The sequence below is a fragment of the Stenotrophomonas sp. STEN030 genome, assembly GCF_056759995.1.
In genome coordinates this window covers 51,823-71,401 of record NZ_JBRREB010000023.1, presented here as the reverse complement: position 1 = coordinate 71,401, position 19,579 = coordinate 51,823, and the positions used below count along the sequence as shown (strand labels likewise).

Sequence of the window (19,579 nt, the reverse complement as noted above, 5' to 3'; positions counted from 1 at the left end):
ATCGACGTTAAGGTGCGGGATGGGGATCGCTCGGCTCGTCTGTCGGCTGGTACCCGCAGATATCATGTTGACGGTCCCTCCACCCTAGCTCTTACATACCTCGTAGGAGCCAGGAGGAACATACAAGCCATGCTCGGCTGGGGCCTCGTCGATAGACCTTGTGGGAGCGGCGTAAGCCGCGAAGCCAATGGTCCACGGGGTTGCAGGGATGTCTGCACCTCATTGATGCCAGCTTCGCGGCTTACGCCGCTCCCACAAGGGTGTGCTGGCATTGCTGGGAAAGCTCCTGCCGAGCATGGCTCGGCACTACAGATCCAGCTCCGCTCCAGATCTAGCCCCTCTCCCGTTTGCGGGAGAGGGGTTGGGGTGAGGGCAGCTTTTCGCTTGGAAAGCCTCTGCCGAGCATGGCTCGGCACTACACCCTACGTTCCCACGCGTGCCGAGGGCGTAGCAGGCTCAGCGCGGGGAGCGGGCCGCTGGCGGGTTGGCCTGTACCCATTGCCGGCGCTGTTCCGGGCTCATCTTGTTCCACTGTTCGCGCAGCTGCTGGCGCTGGTCTTTGTCCATGCCGCGCATCTTGTCGAACAGCGCCTGTGCGTCGCGGCGCTGGTCCGGCGACATGTTCTCGAAGCGATGCATGCCGCGACGGGCCAGTTCGCGCTGTTCCGGAGTCATCTGTTGCCAGCTGCGGGCGTGCTCATAGCTGCGCTGGCGGCGCTCGGGTGAGGCGTTCCAGCGGTCACGCACCGGTGCTATCAAGGTTTCGCGCTGGGCCGGAGTCAGTTGATCCCATTCGGGCAATTGTTGCTGGGCGGCGGCAGGGGCGCTGGCGCAGAGCAACAACAGCGGTAGCAGCAAGTAGGGCAACAAGGTCTTCATCATCGTCATTCCATCGCCAGATTGTCGGAGCCCAGCCACAGGTACAGCTCCGGGCTTTCGTCGAACAGCAAGGTATCGTCGCCAGCGTCAGCGTTCTGGCTGGCAACCAAGGGGGCGGCAGGCGGCTGCGCGCTGTGATTGAACTGCATCGCCACCGGCACGGCCAGCAGCGCCGAGCAGGCGGTAGCCAGCCACCATCGATGGCGGCGCCACGCCGACGGCGTACTCGCCGTGCTGACCTGCTGGCGCACCTGCCGCAGCCGCGCCAAGGTAGCCGGGGACAGCGCTGCATCGGCCTGCTGCTGCAGCTGGCGGGCCTGATGGTCGAATGTTTCGGGAGAAGTGGGCAGGCGGTTCACCGCGTGGCCTCCAATTGTTTCTGCAATGCGTCGCGCGCACGCGACAGGTGGGTTTTTACCGAGCCTTCCGAACAGCCCATGGCTTTGGCCGTGGTGGCTACATCGAGTTCCTGCAGCACGCGCAGGCTGAAGGCTTCGCGCTGGCGGGCCGGCAGTTGCCGCAACGCCTGCACCAGCTGCGCGTAGCCGCGCTGCTGTTCATGCGTCTGCGCCGGGCCGGGTGACTCATCGGCCCAGTCGATGGTGCTGTCCTGGTCATGGTCTTCCTGTGGCGCCCAGAACTTCAGGCGGAAGCTGCGGCGACGCTGCAGGTCGATGATGCGCCGGCGCAGGATGCTCCAGAACAGCGGCGTCCATTCCTCCGCCGGGTGCTGGCGGTAGCCCAGCATGCGCTCCATGGCGTCCTGTACCGCGTCCAGCGCATCGTCGCGCTGGCGCAGGCCTGCCTCGGCGAAACGGAACGCGCGCGGGCCTATGCCCGCCAGGAAGGCGTCCAGCGAGGCGGGTACAGCGGCAGGCGGCATCAGGGGCGGGCTGGTCACCAGCACAGGGTAGCGTCTCAGTCGTGGTCTCTGGGGGAGATAACGCACGGGCACGCAAACGGTTGACAACGCAACGGTCGCGCCAGCTTCGGCCAGATGGTTATGATGCCGGACAGGCGCTTCCAGCCTCGGAGAGACCAAGCAATGAGCGACGGGTTCGTAGCGTTGTATATCTTCATGCTGGCAGCGATTGCCGGCCACGTGATCATCTCGCGGGTCCCGGTGATCCTGCACACACCGCTGATGTCCGGTTCCAACTTCATCCACGGCATCGTGCTGATCGGCGCGATGGTTGTGCTCGGCCACGCCGATACCACACTGGAGAAAGTGATTGGCTTCATCGCCGTGGCGCTGGGCGCAGGCAATGCGGCCGGCGGCTATGTGGTGACCGAGCGCATGCTGGACATGTTCAAGAGCTCGAAGAAGCCGGAAGGGAAGGACAAGTGAGTTCACCCGCCGGTAGTACCGACAGGTCTTCGATCAGCGCACGGCAGGTTTTCCAGTGGCTTAGTTACCTGCAGTACCCAGCCTTGCTGGTGGCGTTTGCCTATGCGGCGCGGCCGCTGTTCAACGGCATGGATGGCATTCTCGACGCTTATAACAGTGCGCTGTTGTATGCGGGTGTGGGCGTTGGCATGTCCTCGCTGCAGGATCCGTCCAGGACCCAGAACAAGATGTCGAAAAAGGTCTGGGAGGACCCGCGCAAAGGTGGCCTGATGCTGTGGCTGATCAGCGCACAGGCGCTGTTGCCGATCGTGCTGGGTTTGCTGGGTGCCGCCTTGGCACCCACAACGGCGCTGTCGCAGCTGGCATTGGGCTTGGTGGCGTTCGGACTGGGCATGATCGGCCTGCTGAAAACCGCCATTGAAATGCGCGAACACCATCGCCTCGACAAGCAGTCTCCTCGCCCTACCGACACGGCTCTGGAGGCCGGTGCATGAGCATATCGATCCTGGTCAACACGAGTTATCTGGTCGCTGCCACGCTGTTCCTGCTGGGCCTGCAGCGCATGGCTTCGCCCAAGACCGCACGCAGCGGTATTCAATGGGCCGGCGCGGGCATGTTGATCGCCACCGCGGCCACGTTCTTCCTGCCAGGTCTGCACAACATCGCCTTGATCGCGGTGGCCTTGGTGCTGGGCACCGGCTTGGCATGGGTATCGGCCAAGAAAGTCGCCATCACCGACATGCCGCAGATGGTGGCGCTGTACAACGGCATGGGTGGCGGTTCGGCGGCGGCCATCGGTGCGGTCGAGCTGCTGCGTTTCTCCGAGTTGGCCAACCGTGACACCAGCCATTGGAGCGCGCAGGCCATCGCAGATCTTTCGGCACGACTGCCGTCGAACACGGTGCTGGCGCTGGCGGTGATTGGTTCGGCGATCGGCGCGGTGTCGCTGTCCGGCTCGATCATTGCCTGGGCCAAACTCGACGGGCGTTTGGACAAGCGCGTTACCTTCCCCGGACAGCAGGTCTTCAATCTGCTGGTTGCGCTGGCGATGGTGGTGCTGGGCGTGTGGGCTGCGGTAAGCCTGCAGCCGGTCGCGATCATCAGCTTCTTCGCGGTGGCGGTGGCGCTGGGTGTGTTGATGACGTTGCCGATTGGCGGCGCCGACATGCCGGTGGTGATTTCGCTGTACAACGCCTTCACCGGCCTGGCGGTGGCATTTGAAGGCTATGTGCTGGGCAATGAGGCCTTGATCATCGCCGGCATGATGGTCGGCGCGGCCGGCATCCTGCTGACCCGCTTGATGGCCAAGGCGATGAACCGGCCGATCAGCGGTGTGCTGTTCTCCAACTTCGGTGGCGGCGGCCAGGGCGCGGAAATCAGCGGCACGCAGAAGCCCATCGAGGCTGCCGATGTCGCCGCGATGATGGCCTTCGCCGAGCGCGTGGTGATCGTGCCCGGTTACGGCATGGCGGTGGCGCAGGCCCAGCACAAGATCTGGGAGCTGGCGCAGCGTCTGATCGAGCGCGGAGTCAAGGTGAAGTTCGCGATCCACCCGGTGGCCGGGCGCATGCCCGGGCATATGAACGTGCTGCTGGCCGAAGCCGGCGTGCCTTACGACCTGATTGCCGATATGGACGACATCAATCCGGAGTTCGCCAACACCGACGTATCGCTGGTGATCGGCGCCAACGACGTGGTCAATCCGGTCGCCAAATCCGACCCCACCAGCCCGATCTACGGCATGCCGATCCTGGATGTGGTCAATTCAAAGAACACCATCGTCATCAAGCGCGGCAAGGGTACCGGTTTTGCCGGCATCGAAAACGCGCTGTTCTACGCTGACAACACCCGCATGTTGTACGGCGATGGCGCCGAAGCGGCCAGCGCCCTGGTCAGTGAACTCAAGGCGCTGGACGGCGGGCATTGATGCCGCTGGGTGGTGGTCAGGAGGCCACCGCCCACTCCAGCATCTGTGGTTCGGTGACGGTATGGATCAGTGGCATCAGTTCTGGAGCGGCCAGTGCACTGTCCTGTACCTGCTGACCGCGCCTGGCGGCGGTGGTGGTACAGCCGAAGGCGTGCTTGAACGCGCGGCAGAACGCGCTTTCGCTTTCAAACCCCAATGACTCGGCGATCTCGCATACCGATAGATCGGTATTGCACACCATGTCCAGCGCACGTTTGTTGCGCAGCCTTGCGGCGTACTCGCTGGGTGTTTCACCAAAGACCTCGCGGTAGATGCGGATCAGGTGTGTGGGCGAGTAGTTGGCCACCGCAGCCAGGCTGATCAGATCCAGGCGGGTCTCGATGGTGCAGCGGATCAGGTGTTGCACGCGCAACAGCCGCAGCAACGTCTGATGGCGGCGCAGCACCGTGCGGCCACTGCAGCGCTCGAGCTGCATTTGCATGGGCTGCTGGCGATCGATCAGCGCATCACGGAGCAACCCTAACTTGTAGGCGGCGTCGCTGGTAGCAGGATTGTGCTTGAACCAGCGCGGCCGGCACAGGTGCACCACTGCGCGTGCCAGTTCACTGTCGCAGGTCAATTCACGGGGGATCAGGCAGTTGATGATCGATGCCGTGGACTTTGGGGGCTTTTGCCAGAGTGCTGCTGGGGCGGCAATGCATAACCACCAGCCGTGCTCTCGGGTGATGTGACGCAGGCTGCCGTCCACCCAAAGTTGCAGCTGGCGCGCGCCCACCTGCCATGGCAGATCGCCATTGCTCAGCTCCAGCGCGCCGTCCAGTACCAGCGTGACGCTGACCCAGCCTGCAGGGATGGTCAGTCGCCCGCCTTTGCCGCGGCCAACGATGGCGTGGATGCAGTCCGGACGCTGCATGGACAGATCGAGTGATTGTGAACCCTGAATCAGATGATGTCTGATGCCCATCGCGTCTTCCCCTAAGTGTCTGCGAGAACCGGCGGCGGGCGCAGTGTCGTGTTGGGTGACACTGCGTGGTGTAACCGGAATTTCCGGCGCCGCTGTTTGAGCTTTTTGTGGAGCTCTGCTCATTTCAGACGCAAGGGATAGCTGATCACCTCACCTGTACAAGTAAAACGGTCGCTCAGCTGTGCTCAGGGTTTGCTGAATCGGGGATGTGAAAGCGTTGCATGCCACATACGGGTCGCGCTGTTGCAGAGTGATCGCTGGCTCGAAGCCTGGGCACAGCAGCTCAACCGGAATGGACATCCGGCAGGGGGGGCAATTAATCAGCGCTGTTGCGGGAGCAGCGGAATGAATCCTGCTGTAGCGGAAGAGCGGTCGATTGCGTGGAGATTCTGCTTCGCCCGTGGACTGATCTTCATCGAGGTGAGCGAGCTACAAAGGCCCGGCAGCATTCAACGTCCAACACGCCAGGCAACCAGCAGTGCAATGCTCAGCCAGATCAACTCACCCAGGCCATTGGCCAACGACAGCAGAGTCCAGGCGAAGTGCAGGCCCATGCGCAGAGCCGATTCCCACGGGGTCAGGCCCATTGGGCCACCGACATAGGCCGCGGCAATGAGCCAATTGGCAGCCAAGGCGATCAGCACTGTCGTGAGAATGGTTACCGCAGCGCGTGCCGGGCCCGGCCTGAATGTGCCCAGACGCAGCATCCACGCCGCTTCCAGTGCAGCCAGGACCGCCATCCAGCCGGCTTGAGTGCCGGTGCTCAGGGCGGCCAGCAGCCAGGCGATGGTGAGGGTGATGCTTCCCAATAACAACAAAGTGGGCCAGAGCCAGTGGCGGGTAGGGCTGGCCGAGGTGGAAACAGGCGACATGGGCATTCCCGAACAGATTCCGCAGCATAGCGTTTCAGCGGCGATGCCGCCCAGTCGGATAAAATGGGGCCATTGCGGGTAGCCACCGCGTCCCCATATCCATCTACATGTATTCGCGTAGCAGTGAACCAGTCCATTTTGAGCGTGATTGCCCGGCCGTGATGGTGCCGCAGGGCGATAGCGTGACCTTGCCAGCCGGCAGTTATGGCTATATCACCCAGGCACTGGGTGGCAGCTATACGGTGTTTGTCGAAGGCAATCTCTTCCGTATCGCCGGCAAGGATGGTGACGCCATCGGCAAGGAGCCGCCACCGGGGCTGGAACTGCCCGACGACGCCGGCGACGAAGATGTCGAAAAACTGGTGTGGGAGCAGCTTCGTACCTGTTTCGACCCCGAAATCCCGTTCAACATCGTCGATCTTGGGCTTATCTACGAAGTGGATATCAAGCACCTGGATGACGGCCAGCGCGAGGTGGACGTCAAGATGACCTTGACCGCGCCGGGCTGCGGCATGGGCGAGATCCTGGTCGATGACGTGCGCAGCAAGCTGGAGATGATCCCGACCGTGGCCCAGGCCGACGTCGACCTGGTGTTCGACCCGCCGTGGGGCCGCCACATGATGTCCGAGGCGGCGCGCCTGGAAACTGGCATGCTGTAAGGCCGCGCCGGCGGCTGCCGGTGACGGTTTGTGCTGCACCCCCGTTGCCGCTGTGGCGGCGGGGCTGTCCCATCCCGCAATCTGGAAGGAATTATCCGGTGTCCCAGTCTTCGTTGAGCTTCGATGTCACCCGTTCGGACCATCCGCGTAGCGCCGAGGAGCGCGCCAAAATCCTGGAAAAGCCAGGCTTTGGTCTGCACTTCACCGACCACATGGTGGCCGTACGCTGGGACAAGGACACCGGCTGGCACAATGCGGCGGTAACGCCGTATGGCCCGATTTCGCTGGACCCGGCGGCCGCGGTGCTGCATTACGGTCAGGAAATCTTCGAAGGCATCAAGGCCTACCGTCACGCCGACGGCTCGGTGTGGACCTTCCGCCCGCAAGCCAATGCCGCACGCCTGCAGCGCTCCGCGCGCCGTCTGGTGCTGCCGGAACTGCCGGCAGACATCTTTGTCGAGTCACTTAAGCAGCTGGTCGCGCTGGACAAGGACTGGGTGTCCGATGCGGATGAAGCCAGCCTGTACTTCCGCCCGTTCATGATCGGCGATGAAGCCTTCCTCGGCGTGCGCGGTGCGCACAAAGCTACTTACTACGTGATCGCCAGCCCGGCCGGCCCCTACTTCGCCAAGGGCGTTGCACCGGTGGCGATCTGGTTGTCCACCGACTACGCGCGCGCTGCCAAGGGCGGCACCGGTGCGGCCAAGTGCGGCGGCAACTATGCTGCTTCGCTGTTGCCGCAGCAGCAGGCGCAGGCACAGGGCTGCTCGCAGGTGCTGTTCCTCGATCCGGTCGAGGGCAAGTACCTGGAAGAACTGGGCGGCATGAACGTGTTCCTGGTCTACGGCAAGGAAAACAAGCTGGTCACCCCGGCGCTGTCGGGCAGCATCCTGGAAGGCATCACCCGCGAATCGCTGCTGCAGCTGGCCCGCGACCGCGGCATGAATGTGGAAGAGCGCCAGGTAACCATCGACGAGTGGAAGCAGGGCGTCAGCTCGGGCGAGATCACCGAGGTGTTTGCCTGCGGTACCGCTGCGGTGATCACCCCGATCGGCCAGCTCAAGGGCGAAGACTTCTCGGTAGGCGATATCAACGCGCCGGCCGGCGAAGTGACCATGTCGCTGCGCAAGGAACTGACCGACATCCAGTACGGCCGTCAGCCGGACCGTCACGGCTGGTTGGTGCGTCTGGACGCCTGAGCCTCCCTGCTCAGCTAAGTGAAGGAACCCGTTGCGGCCTGTTCGCAGCGGGTTTTTCTTTGTCCGGACGGCAAGCGGTGCAGCCCAGCAATACCAAGGGATCTTCAAATATTCTTTACGAATCAATCACGTAGGTAAATGTGACGGGGCAATGGTTTCCGCTGTAACCCTCTTGTCATCGATTCAGCTGCCATTTACTGTCCGCCAACGGATCGGTAACAGGGGACTGGTTCGGGTAGTTCTACCCGGGCAGCAACCTCTTCGCATCTGGCAGGGCCTGGGTAGGACGCATGCCGCGCAAGCGGCTTTCTCTCAATGCAGAAGGGCTCTTCAATGTCATCCAAATCGCGCCGTACGCTCGTTCGTGGGTTGGTAGTTGTTGGCACTGCTTCGTTGTCGTCCCTGCTTCTATGTGCGCCGGCCTGGGCCGGCGATGTGCATCTGGCCGGTCTGGATTCCGCGCCGACGCATCAGCGCTTCATCGTCAAATACCGTCAGGACAGCCGTCAGGCCGCAGGCGACGCCGCCCTGCAGAAGACTCTGGTCTCCGCCGCCCGCGCGCTGCCGGTGCGTGCCGGCAAAAGCATCGGCGTGCAGCACATGCGGCGGCTGGCAGTAGGTGCGGATGTGGTCCGCGCCGATGCCAAGCTGGACCGTGTCGAAGCCGAAACCCTGATGCGCAAACTGGCTGCTGATCCGAACGTCGAGTACGTCGAAGTCGATCGCCTCAACACCATCAGTCTGACCCCGAACGACACCCGCTACGGCGAGCAGTGGGGTTATTCCGGCACCTATGGCATCAAGGCCAACCAAGCCTGGGATGTGACCAATGGTGCCGGCTCGGTGGTTGCGGTGCTGGATACCGGCATCACCAGTCACAGCGACCTGGCCGCCAACCTGTTGCCGGGCTATGACTTCATCAACGACACCACCGTGTCCAACGATGGCAACGGCCGTGACAACGACCCCAGTGACCCGGGTGATTGGGTGAGCGCCAACCAATGCGGCGGCACCCACGCCGCGCAGGGCTCCAGCTGGCATGGCACGCACGTGGCCGGCACCATCGCCGCAGTTACCAACAATGCCAAGGGCGTTGCTGGCGTGGCTTACGGCGCCAAAATCGTACCGGTGCGCGTGCTCGGTACCTGTGGCGGCTACGACTCGGATATCGCCGATGCCATCATCTGGGCCTCCGGTGGCACCGTATCCGGCGTACCGGCAAACGCCAATCCAGCCGAGGTGATCAATCTCAGCCTGGGCGGCTCCGGTGCCTGCGGCAGCACCACCCAAGCGGCGATCAACGGCGCGGTCAGCCGTGGCACCACGCTGGTGATTGCTGCTGGCAATGACAACACCAATGTCTCCAACGCTTCGCCGGCCAACTGCAACAACGTGATCGCGGTGGCCTCGATCACCAGCACAGGTGCACGTTCGAGCTTCTCCAACTACGGCGCGCTGATCGATATCGCCGCACCGGGTTCCAACATCCTGTCCACGCTCAACAGCGGCACCACCACGCCGGGCACGGAAAGCTATGCCGCTTACAACGGCACCTCGATGGCGACACCGCACGTAGCCGGTGTTGTTGCACTGCTGCAGGCGGTTTCAACGACGCCGAAAACACCGGCGCAGGTCGAGGCCTTGATCAAGGCCAATGTCACCGCGTTCCCATCCACGCCATCACAGAGCATCGGCCCCGGTATCCTCAATGCCAAGGCGGTGGTGGATGCTGCCAACGGTGGCGGCAACCCGAACCCGGGTGGCACGGTGTTGAACAACGGCGTACCGATTACCGGGCTTTCCGGCGCTGCCAGCAGCACGCAATACTTCACCGTGCAGGTGCCGGCGGGTGCGAGCAATCTGGTGATCGCAAGCTCTGGCGGCAGTGGCGATGCGGACATGTATGTGCGTGCCGGCAGCCAGCCGACCACGGCCACCTACGACTGCCGCCCGTACAAAACTGGCAATGCAGAGAGCTGCAGCTTCGCAGCACCGGTGGCAGGTACTTACCACGTGATGCTGTCCGCGTACTCGGCATTCTCGGGCGTCAGCCTGCAGGCCACGTGGAGCACCGGTGGTGGCAGCGGCGGCGTGCAGACCTACAGCAACGCAACCGCCGTCAACATCGTCGACAACACCACCGTGGAAAGCGCCATCGCCGTCTCCGGACGCACCGGCAATGCACCGGCTTCCACGCCGGTGACGGTGGACATCAGCCACACCTGGAAGGGCGATCTGAAGGTGGACCTAGTCGCGCCGGACGGCAGCGTTTACGTGCTGAGCAACTATGCCGGTGGCAGCGCCGACGACATCAAGCAGACCTTCACTGTGAACCTGTCCAGCGAGGCGCTCAACGGCAGCTGGAAGCTGCGCGTCAACGACAAGGCCAGTGGTGACACCGGTCGTATCAACAGTTGGTCGATCAAGTTCTGAGTCGATCAGGATTCAAGTGGTGGGTGATGGCTGATTGAAAAAGCCATCGCGTTGCTTCGGCGTGACTGGGCCCCGGCGTTTTCGCCGGGGCTTTTTTGCTTGTCGGCGTGCGCTTCCCTTATTGAGGCAATGGGAGACTCTGACTGTGGTGCGGACAGTGGTTTCAGTAGTACTCCGATGGGAGCGTTCAAGGCGGATGCCTACTGTCTGCATGCGGATTGGAGCAGGGTGCCGGTCCGGGTAGTTCTGTCCAGGCCGTGGCAGCTGTCCACACTGAAAGCGCCGGGCAGGACGGGCGCCGCGCCAGCGGCATCTTTCCATGCAGAAGGGCTCAACAATGTCATCCATATCGCGCCGTAGGTTCGTGGCAGTTGGCACTGCTTCGCTGTCTTCGTTGTTGCTTTGCATGCCGGCATTGGCCGGTGAAGTGCAGCTGGCAGGTTTGGAAGCTGCACCTGCGCATCAACGTTTCATCGTCAAATTTCGTCAGGACAGTACGCAGGTGGAGGGAGAGGTCGCACTCAGAAAGTCGCTGGTCGCAGCCTCACGTACCTTGCCGGTACGTGCCGGCAAAACTGGCAATCTGCAGTACCTGCGGCGACTGGCCGTAGGCGCGGATGTATTGCGCGTGGACACCCCGCTGGATCGCATCGAGGCCGAAGCGCTGATGCAGCGCTTGGCGGCAGATCGCAATGTCGAGTACGTCGAGATTGATCGGCGGCATACCATCGATGCCGCGCCCAACGATCTGCGTTTCGGTGAGCAGTGGGGGCTGTCCGGCACCTATGGCATCAAGGCCGCTGAGGCTTGGGGAAAAGCGAGTGGGGCGGGCGTGGTAGTGGCGGTGCTGGATACCGGCATTGCCAACCATAGCGATCTGAACGCCAATGTTCTGCCTGGCTATGACTTCATAGGTGATCTTGAGGTAGCCAATGATGGCGATGGTCGTGACGGTGATGCCAGTGACCCCGGTGACTGGGTGACGGCAAATCAATGTGGTGGCAGCCACGGCGCGCAGAACTCCAGTTGGCATGGCACCCACGTGGCCGGCACCATCGCGGCAGTGACCAACAACGGCAAGGGTGTGGCCGGCGTTGCACCTGGCGCCAGGATCGTACCGGTACGCGTGCTGGGTCGCTGTGGCGGCTATACCTCGGATATCGCCGATGCGATTGTCTGGGCGGCGGGTGGAGCGGTGCCTGGCGTGCCTGCCAATGTGCATCCTGCCGAGGTCATCAATCTCAGCCTGGGCGGCACAGGTGCCTGCGGCAGCACCATGCAGAACGCGATCAACAGCGCGGTGGGCAAGGGAGCGACCCTGGTCATCGCTGCTGGCAACAGCAACGTCAATGTGGCCAATGCCTCACCTGCCAATTGCAACAACGTCATCGCCGTTGGTGCCAGCGATGGTGCTGGCAAGCGTTCAATCTGGAGCAGCAGCCAGCAGTCGAATTACGGTCCCTTGGTAGATGTGGCTGCACCGGGCAGCGGCATCCTTTCCACCCTCAACAGTGGCAGCAAGGGCCCTGCAGGCGAGAGCTATTCGTCCTATGGCGGAACTTCGATGGCGACACCACATGTGGCGGGTGTGGTGGCACTGGTGCAGCAGGTGTCCAACCCGACGCGTACGCCGGCTGAGATTGAAGCCTTGATCAAGGCTACGGTGACGCCTTTTCCTGCGATGCCGGACCGCGAGATCGGTGTTGGCATCGTCAATGCACAGGCGGCTGTGGCAGTAGCGCTGGGTGGCCCGCTGCCGCCGGGGCCCGACCCGGCGACCGAGCTGGACAACGGTGTGGCGTTGACTGGCTTGGCAGGCAGCAAAGGCAGCAACCGCTATTACAGCGTGCAGGTACCTGCAGGTGCGTCGAATCTGCTGATCAGTATTGCCGGCGGTAATGGCGATGCTGACCTGTACGTGCGCGCGGCCAGTCGTCCCACCGCCTCCAGCTACGACTGCCGTCCGTTCCGCGCTGGCAATGGCGAAAGCTGCAGCATTCCGGTTCCTGTGGCAGGCACTTACTACGTCATGTTGACCGGCTATTCGGCGTATTCAGGCCTGCGTTTGAAGGCAAGCTGGGGTCTGTTGCCGGCGCAGACTTATAGCAGCAATGAGGGTGTGGATATCCTCGACAACCGTACGGTTGAGAGTGCGATCAGCGTGTCCGGACGCACTGCCAATGCGCCGGCGGCCACACCGGTAACGGTGGACATCAGCCATAGCTGGCGCGGCGACCTGAAAGTGGAGCTGCTCGCACCTGGCGGCCGCGCCTATCTGCTGAGCAATTACGAAGGAGGCAGTGCCGATGACATCAAGCAGACCTTCGAGGTCGATCTTTCCAACGAGGCCTTGAATGGGATCTGGAAGCTGCGTGTCAACGACAAGGCCAGTGGCGATACCGGGCGACTCAATGGTTGGTCGATCACGTTCTAGCTCAAGGCATCTCTTGTCACTGTGCAGGAGTCTGGCGTCGTAGCCAGACTCCTGCCAGTGAGCGCAAGTCAGTCCTCGCAGATATCGGCGCAGCTGGCCTGCAGTACCTGCAAGGCGTCAGCCGGGGCGATGTCCAGCAACAGGCCGCGTTGGCCGGCGTTGATGTACAGCGTGTCGTGCTGCGCGGCACTGGCGGCGAACACCACCTTGGCTGGCCGCTGCTGTGCGAACGGACTGATGCCGCCGACCTTGTAGCCGCTGCGCTTCTCGGCTTCGGGGATTTCCATCATCTGCGCGTGCTTGCCGCCGCAATGGGCGGCAAGCTTTTTCAATGACAGCCGCTGATCGGAGGGAATCACTGCGATCAGCGGCTGCTTGTCCACCCATGCCATCAGCGTCTTGAACATGCGCGGCGGGGCAATGCCCAGCGCCTGCGCTGCCGCCAGCCCCTTGCTGTCGACATCGGCCGAGTAGTCATAGGCATGCACGCCATGGGCGATGCCGGCCTTGTCCAGTGCGGCGGTGGCGCGGGTGCTTTTGGCCACTTACAGCGATTCGAAGCGATTGGCGTCGACGTTCTTGCGGACCTGTTCCGGATTCCAGATGCGACCGTTCATGGCGATGTAGACGCCTTCAGGCAGTGACTGCACTGCACCGATCGCGCAACCGATGTTGAACTCGGCATCGGAGCCACGGAAGCGGGCCGGGCTGAGTGCACCGGTCATCACGATGGTCTTGCCGGGAATGGTGGCCAGCACCTTGCCGGTGGCGACCATCGAGTCGGTGCCGTGGGTGACCAGCACGTGGCGGGTCGGCTGCGCGGCGATGGTGGCGCGGATCAGCTCACGGTCGTCGTCGCTGATATGCAGCGAGTCCTTGCGCAGGATCGGAATCACGTTGAAACGAAAGGTCACGCCCAGTTCGCGCAGGATCATGCCGATCTGCGGATCGCCGATCTGGTAGTCGGACTTGTCGTCGAAGTAGATCTTGTCGATCGTGCCACCGGTGGTGACGATCAGGAGTTCTTCCATCATTGCGGTAAATCCTTGCGGTGACTGCCAGCGGCACGGGCCGCGATGCTGCGAATGATAATGCCGTAGGCAGCGCCGGGCCACGTCACGTCACGTCACGTCACGTTGGTAGAGCCGAGCCATGCTCGGCTGGGGCTCGGCTCTACCCGTCAGACCCGCTGGGCTTTGGGGTATTAGCGGGCTTTCTTGGCCGCAAAGCGGGCGCGCATGCCGGGTACGCTGACCAGGGCCACGATCAGCAGCGCCAGGATGATCTCGGTCCACGCATACAGGGCGGTATCGCGGTGGCTCCAGGCGCTCATCACGCCGTGGCTGAACCAGAACAAGGCCAGTACCCCCGCCCAGAAGCGCGCCACCGCGCGCTGTGCCAGTACGCCCAGCAGCAACAGGGCCGGTGGTGCCACGAACACCAGCGCCACTGCCAGCAGGTGGCGGTCGGCCCGGAACCACCACGCATACAGCCCGGCCAGCAGCGCCAGCGCCAGCGCCAGGATCAGATCGCGGCTGCGGCCGCTCATTGCGCCAGACGCCGGGCGATATCGGCCACCCGCCGGCCGAGTGCCCGCGCCAGCACGGCCTCATCGTCGGTGGGCTGCGGATCATCCTGGCTGCCGGCCACATGGCTGGCGCCATACGGCGTGCCGCCGCTGGTGGTGTGGCTCAGTGCCGGCTCGGTGAAGGGAATGCCGACGATCAGGCAACCGTGGTGCAGCAGCGGCAGGTGCATAGACAACAGGGTCGATTCCTGGCCGCCATGCATCGAGGCGGTGGAGGTAAACACCGCCGCTGGCTTGCCGGCCAGGGTGCCGTTGACCCATTCCGCGCCCAGACCATCGATGAAGTGCTTGACCGGCGCGGCCATATTGCCGAAGCGGGTAGGGCTACCCAGCACGATGCCGTCGCATTCGGCCAGATCGGCGATGTCCACGTAGGGGGCACCGTCTTCGGGTACAGGCGGGGCGCTGGTCTGGGTGACGGCGGCAACCGGCGGCACCGTGCGCAGGCGGGCGCTCATGCCCGGCACCTCGCCGATACCGCGGGCGATCTGCCGCGCCAGCCGGGCCACCGAGCCGCCGCGGCTGTAGTAAAGCACCAGAATTTCCGCCATCGCAGCATTCGCTCACTCTTACAGGAACCGGCAGTATCAACGATGCGGCCCGCGCTTTGCATCGGGTACCCTTGCCGAATGGAACCTTTGGATTCACTCAACCTATGGATGGAGCGCCTGCGTGACCGGGCGCGCAATGTCAGCTTCGGGCGCTTTCTGTGGAAGCGCTTCCTCGACGACCGCCTGTTCCAGGCCGCTGGTTCGTTGGCCTACACCACGGTGTTCGCACTGGTGCCGCTGGCGATCGTGGTGTTCGGAGTGCTGTCGGCGTTCCCGATGTTCGATCGTTGGAGCGAGGCGCTCAGCGACTACGTGTTCTCCAACTTCGTACCCTCGGCGGCACGTGCGGCCGAAGGCTATCTGAAACAGTTCTCGGCCAGCGCCGGGCAACTGACCGCCGCGGGCTTCCTGGCCCTGGTGGTGTCATTGCTGATCACCCTCAACAGTGTCGAACAGACCTTCAACCGGATCTGGCGGGTGGCCTCGGCGCGGCCCCAGCTGACCCGCTTCCTGGTCTATTGGACGGTGCTGACCCTGGGTGCCTTGCTGGCCGCTGCCTCGTTGGCGATCTCGGCCAAAGTGCTGTCGCTGCCCTTGTTCGGCACGACCGAGGGCCGCTGGCTGGCTGATCTTGGTCTGCGCCTGACACCGGTACTGATCGAATTCGTCTGTGTGGTGCTGATTTACCGGGTAGTGCCACACCACACGGTGAAGTGGCGCCACGCCATTCCCGGCGCGCTGCTGGCGGTGCTGATGCTGGAGCTGGTGAAGTGGGGCATGGGCCTGTATCTGGGCAGTTTCCAGTCCTATCAGAAGCTTTATGGCACGGTGGCCTTCGTGCCCATCCTGCTGCTGTGGATCTACCTGAGCTGGGTGTCGGTCTTGCTGGGTGCATCGCTGGCCTCGTCGATCGCTGCATTCCGCTATCAGCCGGTGGCATTGCGGCTGCCGCAGGGCTGTGAGCTTTATGGTCTGCTGCGCCTGTTGGGTCGCTTCCGTGAGGCGCGTCAGCACGGGCAGGGCTTGGACGAAGACCAGCTGCTGCTGCTGGAACCGATGCTCACCGATTCACTGTTGCAGCAGTTGCTGGAGCAGATGGAAACGATTGGCGTGCTGCGCCGTGACGAACGCGGTGAATGGCTGCTGGCGCGCGACCTGGACAGCATCAGCCTGCATGACCTGTACGAAAGTTCGCAGCTGCGTATTCCGGTAGCCGAGGAATACCTCCCAATGCGCGAGGACAGCCTCGGGCAAGCGGCCTGCGATGCCTTGGATCAACTACGTCTACCGTTGCGCGAACTGCTCAAGCGCCGTGTGGATGACATCTATGTAGAGCGCGGAGATAGTCGATGATCAACAAGTTCGTTCCCGCCGTGCTGCTGGTGCTGGCCCTGGCTGCATGCAAGCCGGCCCAGGCGCCGGTCGCAGCGCCGGCTCCTGCACCTGAGGCCCCGGCCGCGCCCGAGGCGACGCAGCCCGCCGTGGTGCAGCAGACGGTGGAAATACCGCAGTTGCAGGTGCAGACCGTCGATGGCAAAGCCTATGACCTGGCCACGCACCGTGGACAGTGGGTGGTGGTGAATTTCTGGGCCACCTGGTGTGCGCCCTGCCTGCAGGAAATGCCGGAGTTGTCGGCACTGCATGCCATGCGCAGCAACGTGGAAGTGGTTGGCCTGGCGTATGAGGACATCGAGCTGGACGAGATGCAGGCGTTCTTGAAGGAGCACCCGGTGGCGTATCCGATCGCCATCATCGATACCTTCAGTCCGCCCAAGGATTTCGCTACGCCGCGTGGCTTGCCGATGACTTACTTGATCGCTCCCGATGGAAAGGTTGCCAGGCAGTTCCTGGGACCGGTGAATGCGCAGGAGATCGAGCAGGCGATTGTGGCTGCGGGGGGCAAGGCGGTTTAAGGGGGAGGGTTGGGGAGGGGTAGCTTTTAAGCACTCCACGCAATGCCAGCTTCGCGGCTTACGCCGCTCCTACAACTCCTGCAACACGGCTGGGAATGCCGTTGCCGAGCATGGCTCGGCACTACAAGCCCCTCTCCCGTTCACGGGAGAGGGGTTGGGGTGAGGGCAGCCTTTGAGGTATTGCCTGGAAAGCTCCTGCCGAGCATGGCTCGGCACTACACGGGGCCGGAGGCGCGCTTCGGCTTGGTCACTTCTTCATTCAACGCAAACGCTGCTATCGGCTTCACCACCCCGTACTTTTCTTTCTTCGGCTTGCCTGGCAGCGGCGGTAGTTCGACCACCGGTTCGTCGATGTGGGTATCCGGCAGGCGATCCAATAGGTCGCGGATCAGGGTCAAACGGCCACGCTTCTGGTCGTTGAAATCCACCAGCGTCCACGGCGCCTGCGTGGTGTGGGTGGCTTCCAGCATGGCTTCGCGGGCCTGGGTGTAGGCGTTGTATTCCTGACGCGATTTCAGATCGATCGGTGACAGCTTCCAGCCCTTGAGTGGATCATCGCGGCGCTCGGCAAAGCGCTTTTCCTGCTGCTCCTGGTCCACGCACAGCCAGTACTTGAACAGCAGGATGCCGTCGTCCACCAGCAGCTTTTCAAATGCCGGGGTCTGCTTGAGGAAGGCCTTGTACTGGGCGTCGGTGCAGTAGCCCATCACCTTTTCCACGCCAGCGCGGTTGTACCAGCTGCGGTCCATCAGCACGATCTCGCCGGCGGCGGGCAGGTGCGCGATATGGCGCTGGAAGTACCACTGGCTGTCTTCGCGCTCGTTGGGCTTGGGCAGGGCAACCACCCGGCACTGGCGCGGATTGACGTGCTTGGCGATGTCCTGGATCACGCCGCCCTTGCCGGCGGTGTCGCGGCCTTCGAACAGCACCAGCACGCGCTGCCCGCAGTGCTGGGCCCAGCGTGCCATGTTGGCCAGTTCCAGCTGCATCGGTTCCTGCAATGCTTCGTACTGTTTGCGCTTGAGCTTGCCCATGGTCACTCCTTGTGGAAAGCCGAGCCTAACCCAATCGCATGTCAGCCAATGTCTGCGCCACGCCAGCCGTGGTTGCGGGCCAGCTGTTGCAGCAGATGGACGAGGTCGCTGGCGAAGCCGGCCATGTCGAACAGGCTGCTGCGCTCGCGGGCTTCGCTCAGCCGCTTGCGTGTGGCCTGCAGGGCGGCGGGATCGTTGCCCAATGCGATTGCCGTGGCGACGAAGGCCTGGTCATCGGCGACGTTCATGTCGTCCATGCCCAGATGATGGTTGAGGCTGCCTGCCACTCGCGCGGCAAAGGTATCGCCGGGTGCCGTCAGTACCGGGCAGCCAGCCCATAGCGCGTCGGATGCCGTGGTGTGGGCGTTGTAGGGGTGAGTGTCCAGGAACAGATCGGCATGTTGGTAGCGGGCCAGGTACTGCGGATGCGGCAGCTTGCGCATGAACACCAGACGCGTTGGATCCACACCGCGTTGGCGGGCGACTTGCTGCAGGCGATGGTCGGCCTTGCCCGGCCCGGACAGCAGCCACAGCACGCTGCCGGGTACGCCAAGCAGTACCTGCAACAGGCGCTCGACGCTGCGTGGATTGAGCTTGTAGCTGTTGTTGAAGCAGCAGAACACCACGCCGGTTTCCGGTAGGCCACAGTCGCTGCGCGAGGGCGGTGACTGAACAAGACGCGTGTTGTCCGAGGGCTGGAAGGCGCGTGGCAAACGCAGCACCTTTTCGCTGAAGCCTGAATCCAAGGTGGGCGGCAGCACGAAATCATCGGCGACGATGTAGTCGATCCATGGTGCACCGGAAGTGCCGGGGTAGGCCAGCCAGTTCAACTGCAGCGGTGCCGGGCGCATGGCCAGTACTTCGGGCGTGCCACCACCGCCCCAACCGCGCAGGTCGAACAGTAGGTCGATGCCAGCGGCGCGGATGCGCTGCGCAATCGCCGCATGTGCTTGACCGCTGACATCGTGCAGCTGCTCTGCAGCGGCCTGCAGGCGTCGGCGGATACCACTGCCGTCGTCGCTGTTGAGTGCGAACAGGTGCACCTGCAGTTGCGGATGCGCGCGCAACTGCTCGAACAATGCCACCGTCAGCAGACCGGTCGGATGCGCGCCGAAGCCGTTGGAAAGAAAGCCCACGCGCAGCGCGCCCTGTGCACGCACCTGCGTTGCCGGCAGGCGCGGAATGGCGTGGGCCAGCACGCTGGCACGTTGCCGCGCACAGGCCAGTTGTTCTGCGGCGCTGGCCTCTTCACTGAGAAAGGCGAAGGGCTCAACGGCCGGATTGCCTTGCGCGACCGCGCGGCGCACCTGTTGAGAGAGCACATCGATATCACGCCAGTCGCAGAGCCGGCGCTGCCAGTTCAGGCGCTGTGCGGCCATGTATGGCTCATCCGGCGCCAAGGCATGCGCGCGTCGATAGGCCTCGGCTGCTGCTTCGGGTTGGTTGGCGTCTTCCAGTACATGCCCCAGCCACAAGGCCATGCCGGGATGTTGCGGAGCAAGTTGGCAGGCGTGCTGCAGCAGTGCGGCCGCTTCGTCGTGCTTGCCTTGCATCCAGCGGGCGCGGCCGAGGCGGGCGAGGGCTTCGGGGTGCTCAGGGCGAAGTTGCAGCGCCCTTGATGCAGCCGCTTCGCCTGCGCGTATATCGCCTGCGCCAAGTTCTGCGTCGGCCAGCATCACCCAGGCGATGAAGTCACCGGGCTGGCGGGTGACGGCATGGCGGAGCTGGTTGCGTTCGTTGGTCATGGGCCTGGCTTTTGCTCCCTCCCTTGCGCGTAG

At 63.3% G+C, this 19,579-nt stretch carries 20 protein-coding genes and 2 pseudogenes; 11 read left to right on the top strand and 11 right to left on the bottom strand.

What is annotated here, in order from left to right:
• Positions 1-456 precede the first annotated feature (456 nt).
• Genes ACVOLR_RS10040 through ACVOLR_RS10030 form a run of 3 tightly spaced genes read right to left on the bottom strand, consistent with a single transcriptional unit; the run spans position 457 to position 1,786 of the window.
• Positions 457-882 (bottom strand): DUF3106 domain-containing protein, encoded by a 426-nt coding sequence (locus tag ACVOLR_RS10040; RefSeq protein ID WP_481536298.1) that lies wholly within the window; start codon positions 880-882, stop codon positions 457-459.
• A 2-nt stretch (positions 883-884) separates the two neighbouring features.
• Entirely contained in the window at positions 885-1,238 is a 354-nt protein-coding gene (locus ACVOLR_RS10035; RefSeq protein WP_481536297.1) for a hypothetical protein, read from the bottom strand.
• On the bottom strand, positions 1,235-1,786 hold the full coding sequence (locus tag ACVOLR_RS10030) for an RNA polymerase sigma factor (RefSeq protein WP_481536296.1): 552 nt from the start codon (positions 1,784-1,786) through the stop codon (positions 1,235-1,237). The genes ACVOLR_RS10035 and ACVOLR_RS10030 overlap by 4 nt, the downstream gene beginning before the upstream one ends.
• A 138-nt stretch (positions 1,787-1,924) precedes the next feature.
• On the opposite strand from ACVOLR_RS10030, the gene ACVOLR_RS10025 reads away from it, so the two are divergent.
• The 3 genes from ACVOLR_RS10025 to ACVOLR_RS10015 are packed head-to-tail and all read left to right on the top strand — an operon-like array spanning position 1,925 to position 4,154.
• Positions 1,925-2,227, top strand: a complete 303-nt coding sequence (locus tag ACVOLR_RS10025) for an NAD(P) transhydrogenase subunit alpha part 2 (RefSeq protein ID WP_282267096.1) — start codon at positions 1,925-1,927, stop codon at positions 2,225-2,227.
• The gene (locus ACVOLR_RS10020) at positions 2,224-2,721 is read left to right on the top strand and encodes a hypothetical protein (protein ID WP_481536295.1); all 498 of its coding nucleotides are present in this window, start codon (positions 2,224-2,226) and stop codon (positions 2,719-2,721) included. Before ACVOLR_RS10025 ends, ACVOLR_RS10020 begins: the two co-directional genes overlap by 4 nt.
• Positions 2,718-4,154 carry an NAD(P)(+) transhydrogenase (Re/Si-specific) subunit beta gene (locus tag ACVOLR_RS10015; RefSeq protein WP_481536294.1) on the top strand — a complete coding sequence of 479 codons (1,437 nt, stop codon included), beginning with the start codon at positions 2,718-2,720 and terminating at the stop codon, positions 4,152-4,154. Before ACVOLR_RS10020 ends, ACVOLR_RS10015 begins: the two co-directional genes overlap by 4 nt.
• Positions 4,155-4,170: 16 nt before the next feature.
• Here the strand turns inward: ACVOLR_RS10015 and ACVOLR_RS10010 are convergent, their stop codons facing one another.
• Both ACVOLR_RS10010 and ACVOLR_RS10005 read right to left on the bottom strand, forming a co-directional pair.
• Positions 4,171-5,067, bottom strand: a complete 897-nt coding sequence (locus tag ACVOLR_RS10010) for a helix-turn-helix domain-containing protein (RefSeq protein WP_481536293.1) — start codon at positions 5,065-5,067, stop codon at positions 4,171-4,173.
• Positions 5,068-5,567: 500 nt separating this feature from the next.
• A complete protein-coding gene (locus ACVOLR_RS10005) occupies positions 5,568-5,990 on the bottom strand; it encodes a hypothetical protein (protein ID WP_481536292.1) in 423 nt (140 codons plus the stop codon).
• 107 nt (positions 5,991-6,097) lie between these two features.
• Between ACVOLR_RS10005 and sufT the strand changes: the two genes are divergently transcribed.
• The 6 genes and pseudogenes from sufT (at position 6,098) to ACVOLR_RS09975 (ending at position 12,715) form a co-directional block, all read left to right on the top strand.
• Positions 6,098-6,649, top strand: coding sequence for a putative Fe-S cluster assembly protein SufT (gene sufT, locus ACVOLR_RS10000; protein ID WP_346498807.1), 552 nt, complete (start codon positions 6,098-6,100; stop codon positions 6,647-6,649).
• A 98-nt stretch (positions 6,650-6,747) separates the two neighbouring features.
• Positions 6,748-7,848: a branched-chain amino acid aminotransferase gene (locus tag ACVOLR_RS09995; RefSeq protein ID WP_282267110.1), complete on the top strand. Its 1,101-nt coding sequence runs from the start codon at positions 6,748-6,750 to the stop codon at positions 7,846-7,848.
• Positions 7,849-8,181: 333 nt separating this feature from the next.
• Positions 8,182-9,915: pseudogene (locus ACVOLR_RS09990) on the top strand (S8 family peptidase); the annotation flags it as partial.
• A gap of 24 nt (positions 9,916-9,939) precedes the next feature.
• A complete protein-coding gene (locus ACVOLR_RS09985; protein ID WP_481536301.1) occupies positions 9,940-10,281 on the top strand; it encodes a proprotein convertase P-domain-containing protein in 342 nt (113 codons plus the stop codon).
• 319 nt (positions 10,282-10,600) lie between these two features.
• Positions 10,601-12,361: pseudogene (locus ACVOLR_RS09980) on the top strand (S8 family peptidase); the annotation flags it as partial.
• Between the two features lie 39 nt (positions 12,362-12,400).
• Complete coding sequence (locus tag ACVOLR_RS09975; RefSeq protein WP_481536300.1) at positions 12,401-12,715, top strand: proprotein convertase P-domain-containing protein; 315 nt, start codon at positions 12,401-12,403, stop codon at positions 12,713-12,715.
• Between the two features lie 68 nt (positions 12,716-12,783).
• Here the strand turns inward: ACVOLR_RS09975 and ybaK are convergent, their stop codons facing one another.
• The 4 genes from ybaK to wrbA all read right to left on the bottom strand — a co-directional run bounded on the left by ybaK (position 12,784) and on the right by wrbA (position 14,854).
• Complete coding sequence (gene ybaK / locus ACVOLR_RS09970; protein ID WP_481536291.1) at positions 12,784-13,260, bottom strand: Cys-tRNA(Pro) deacylase; 477 nt, start codon at positions 13,258-13,260, stop codon at positions 12,784-12,786.
• Positions 13,261-13,746, bottom strand: a complete 486-nt coding sequence (locus ACVOLR_RS09965) for an asparaginase domain-containing protein (protein ID WP_057628731.1) — start codon at positions 13,744-13,746, stop codon at positions 13,261-13,263.
• Positions 13,747-13,919: 173 nt separating this feature from the next.
• Positions 13,920-14,264 carry a DUF2069 domain-containing protein gene (locus ACVOLR_RS09960; protein ID WP_481536290.1) on the bottom strand — a complete coding sequence of 115 codons (345 nt, stop codon included), beginning with the start codon at positions 14,262-14,264 and terminating at the stop codon, positions 13,920-13,922.
• The gene (gene wrbA / locus ACVOLR_RS09955) at positions 14,261-14,854 is read right to left on the bottom strand and encodes an NAD(P)H:quinone oxidoreductase (RefSeq protein WP_481536289.1); all 594 of its coding nucleotides are present in this window, start codon (positions 14,852-14,854) and stop codon (positions 14,261-14,263) included. The genes ACVOLR_RS09960 and wrbA overlap by 4 nt, the downstream gene beginning before the upstream one ends.
• A gap of 78 nt (positions 14,855-14,932) precedes the next feature.
• On the opposite strand from wrbA, the gene ACVOLR_RS09950 reads away from it, so the two are divergent.
• Positions 14,933-16,207: a YihY family inner membrane protein gene (locus tag ACVOLR_RS09950; RefSeq protein WP_481536288.1), complete on the top strand. Its 1,275-nt coding sequence runs from the start codon at positions 14,933-14,935 to the stop codon at positions 16,205-16,207.
• Positions 16,204-16,767, top strand: coding sequence for a TlpA family protein disulfide reductase (locus ACVOLR_RS09945; RefSeq protein WP_481536287.1), 564 nt, complete (start codon positions 16,204-16,206; stop codon positions 16,765-16,767). Before ACVOLR_RS09950 ends, ACVOLR_RS09945 begins: the two co-directional genes overlap by 4 nt.
• 215 nt (positions 16,768-16,982) lie before the next feature.
• On the opposite strand, the gene ppk2 is transcribed toward ACVOLR_RS09945, so the two are convergent.
• Positions 16,983-17,801 (bottom strand): polyphosphate kinase 2, encoded by an 819-nt coding sequence (gene ppk2 / locus ACVOLR_RS09940; RefSeq protein WP_481536286.1) that lies wholly within the window; start codon positions 17,799-17,801, stop codon positions 16,983-16,985.
• A 41-nt stretch (positions 17,802-17,842) separates the two neighbouring features.
• Positions 17,843-19,546: an O-linked N-acetylglucosamine transferase, SPINDLY family protein gene (locus ACVOLR_RS09935; protein WP_481536285.1), complete on the bottom strand. Its 1,704-nt coding sequence runs from the start codon at positions 19,544-19,546 to the stop codon at positions 17,843-17,845.
• Between the last annotated feature and the right edge of the window lie 33 nt (positions 19,547-19,579).

Excerpts from the sequence above, each read along its gene's own strand:
- wrbA (WP_481536289.1), bottom strand. The coding sequence starts at position 14,854 with ATGGCGGAAATTCTGGTGCTTTACTACAGCCGCGGCGGCTCGGTGGCC.
- ACVOLR_RS09965 (WP_057628731.1), bottom strand. The coding sequence starts at position 13,746 with ATGGAAGAACTCCTGATCGTCACCACCGGTGGCACGATCGACAAGATC.
- ppk2 (WP_481536286.1), bottom strand. The coding sequence starts at position 17,801 with ATGGGCAAGCTCAAGCGCAAACAGTACGAAGCATTGCAGGAACCGATG.
- ACVOLR_RS09960 (WP_481536290.1), bottom strand. The coding sequence starts at position 14,264 with ATGAGCGGCCGCAGCCGCGATCTGATCCTGGCGCTGGCGCTGGCGCTG.
- ACVOLR_RS09945 (WP_481536287.1), top strand. The coding sequence starts at position 16,204 with ATGATCAACAAGTTCGTTCCCGCCGTGCTGCTGGTGCTGGCCCTGGCT.
- sufT (WP_346498807.1), top strand. The coding sequence starts at position 6,098 with ATGTATTCGCGTAGCAGTGAACCAGTCCATTTTGAGCGTGATTGCCCG.
- ACVOLR_RS10005 (WP_481536292.1), bottom strand. The coding sequence starts at position 5,990 with ATGTCGCCTGTTTCCACCTCGGCCAGCCCTACCCGCCACTGGCTCTGG.
- ACVOLR_RS09935 (WP_481536285.1), bottom strand. The coding sequence starts at position 19,546 with ATGACCAACGAACGCAACCAGCTCCGCCATGCCGTCACCCGCCAGCCC.
- ACVOLR_RS10025 (WP_282267096.1), top strand. The coding sequence starts at position 1,925 with ATGAGCGACGGGTTCGTAGCGTTGTATATCTTCATGCTGGCAGCGATT.
- ACVOLR_RS09950 (WP_481536288.1), top strand. The coding sequence starts at position 14,933 with ATGGAACCTTTGGATTCACTCAACCTATGGATGGAGCGCCTGCGTGAC.
- ACVOLR_RS10015 (WP_481536294.1), top strand. The coding sequence starts at position 2,718 with ATGAGCATATCGATCCTGGTCAACACGAGTTATCTGGTCGCTGCCACG.
- ACVOLR_RS10040 (WP_481536298.1), bottom strand. The coding sequence starts at position 882 with ATGATGAAGACCTTGTTGCCCTACTTGCTGCTACCGCTGTTGTTGCTC.
- ACVOLR_RS10010 (WP_481536293.1), bottom strand. The coding sequence starts at position 5,067 with ATGCAGCGTCCGGACTGCATCCACGCCATCGTTGGCCGCGGCAAAGGC.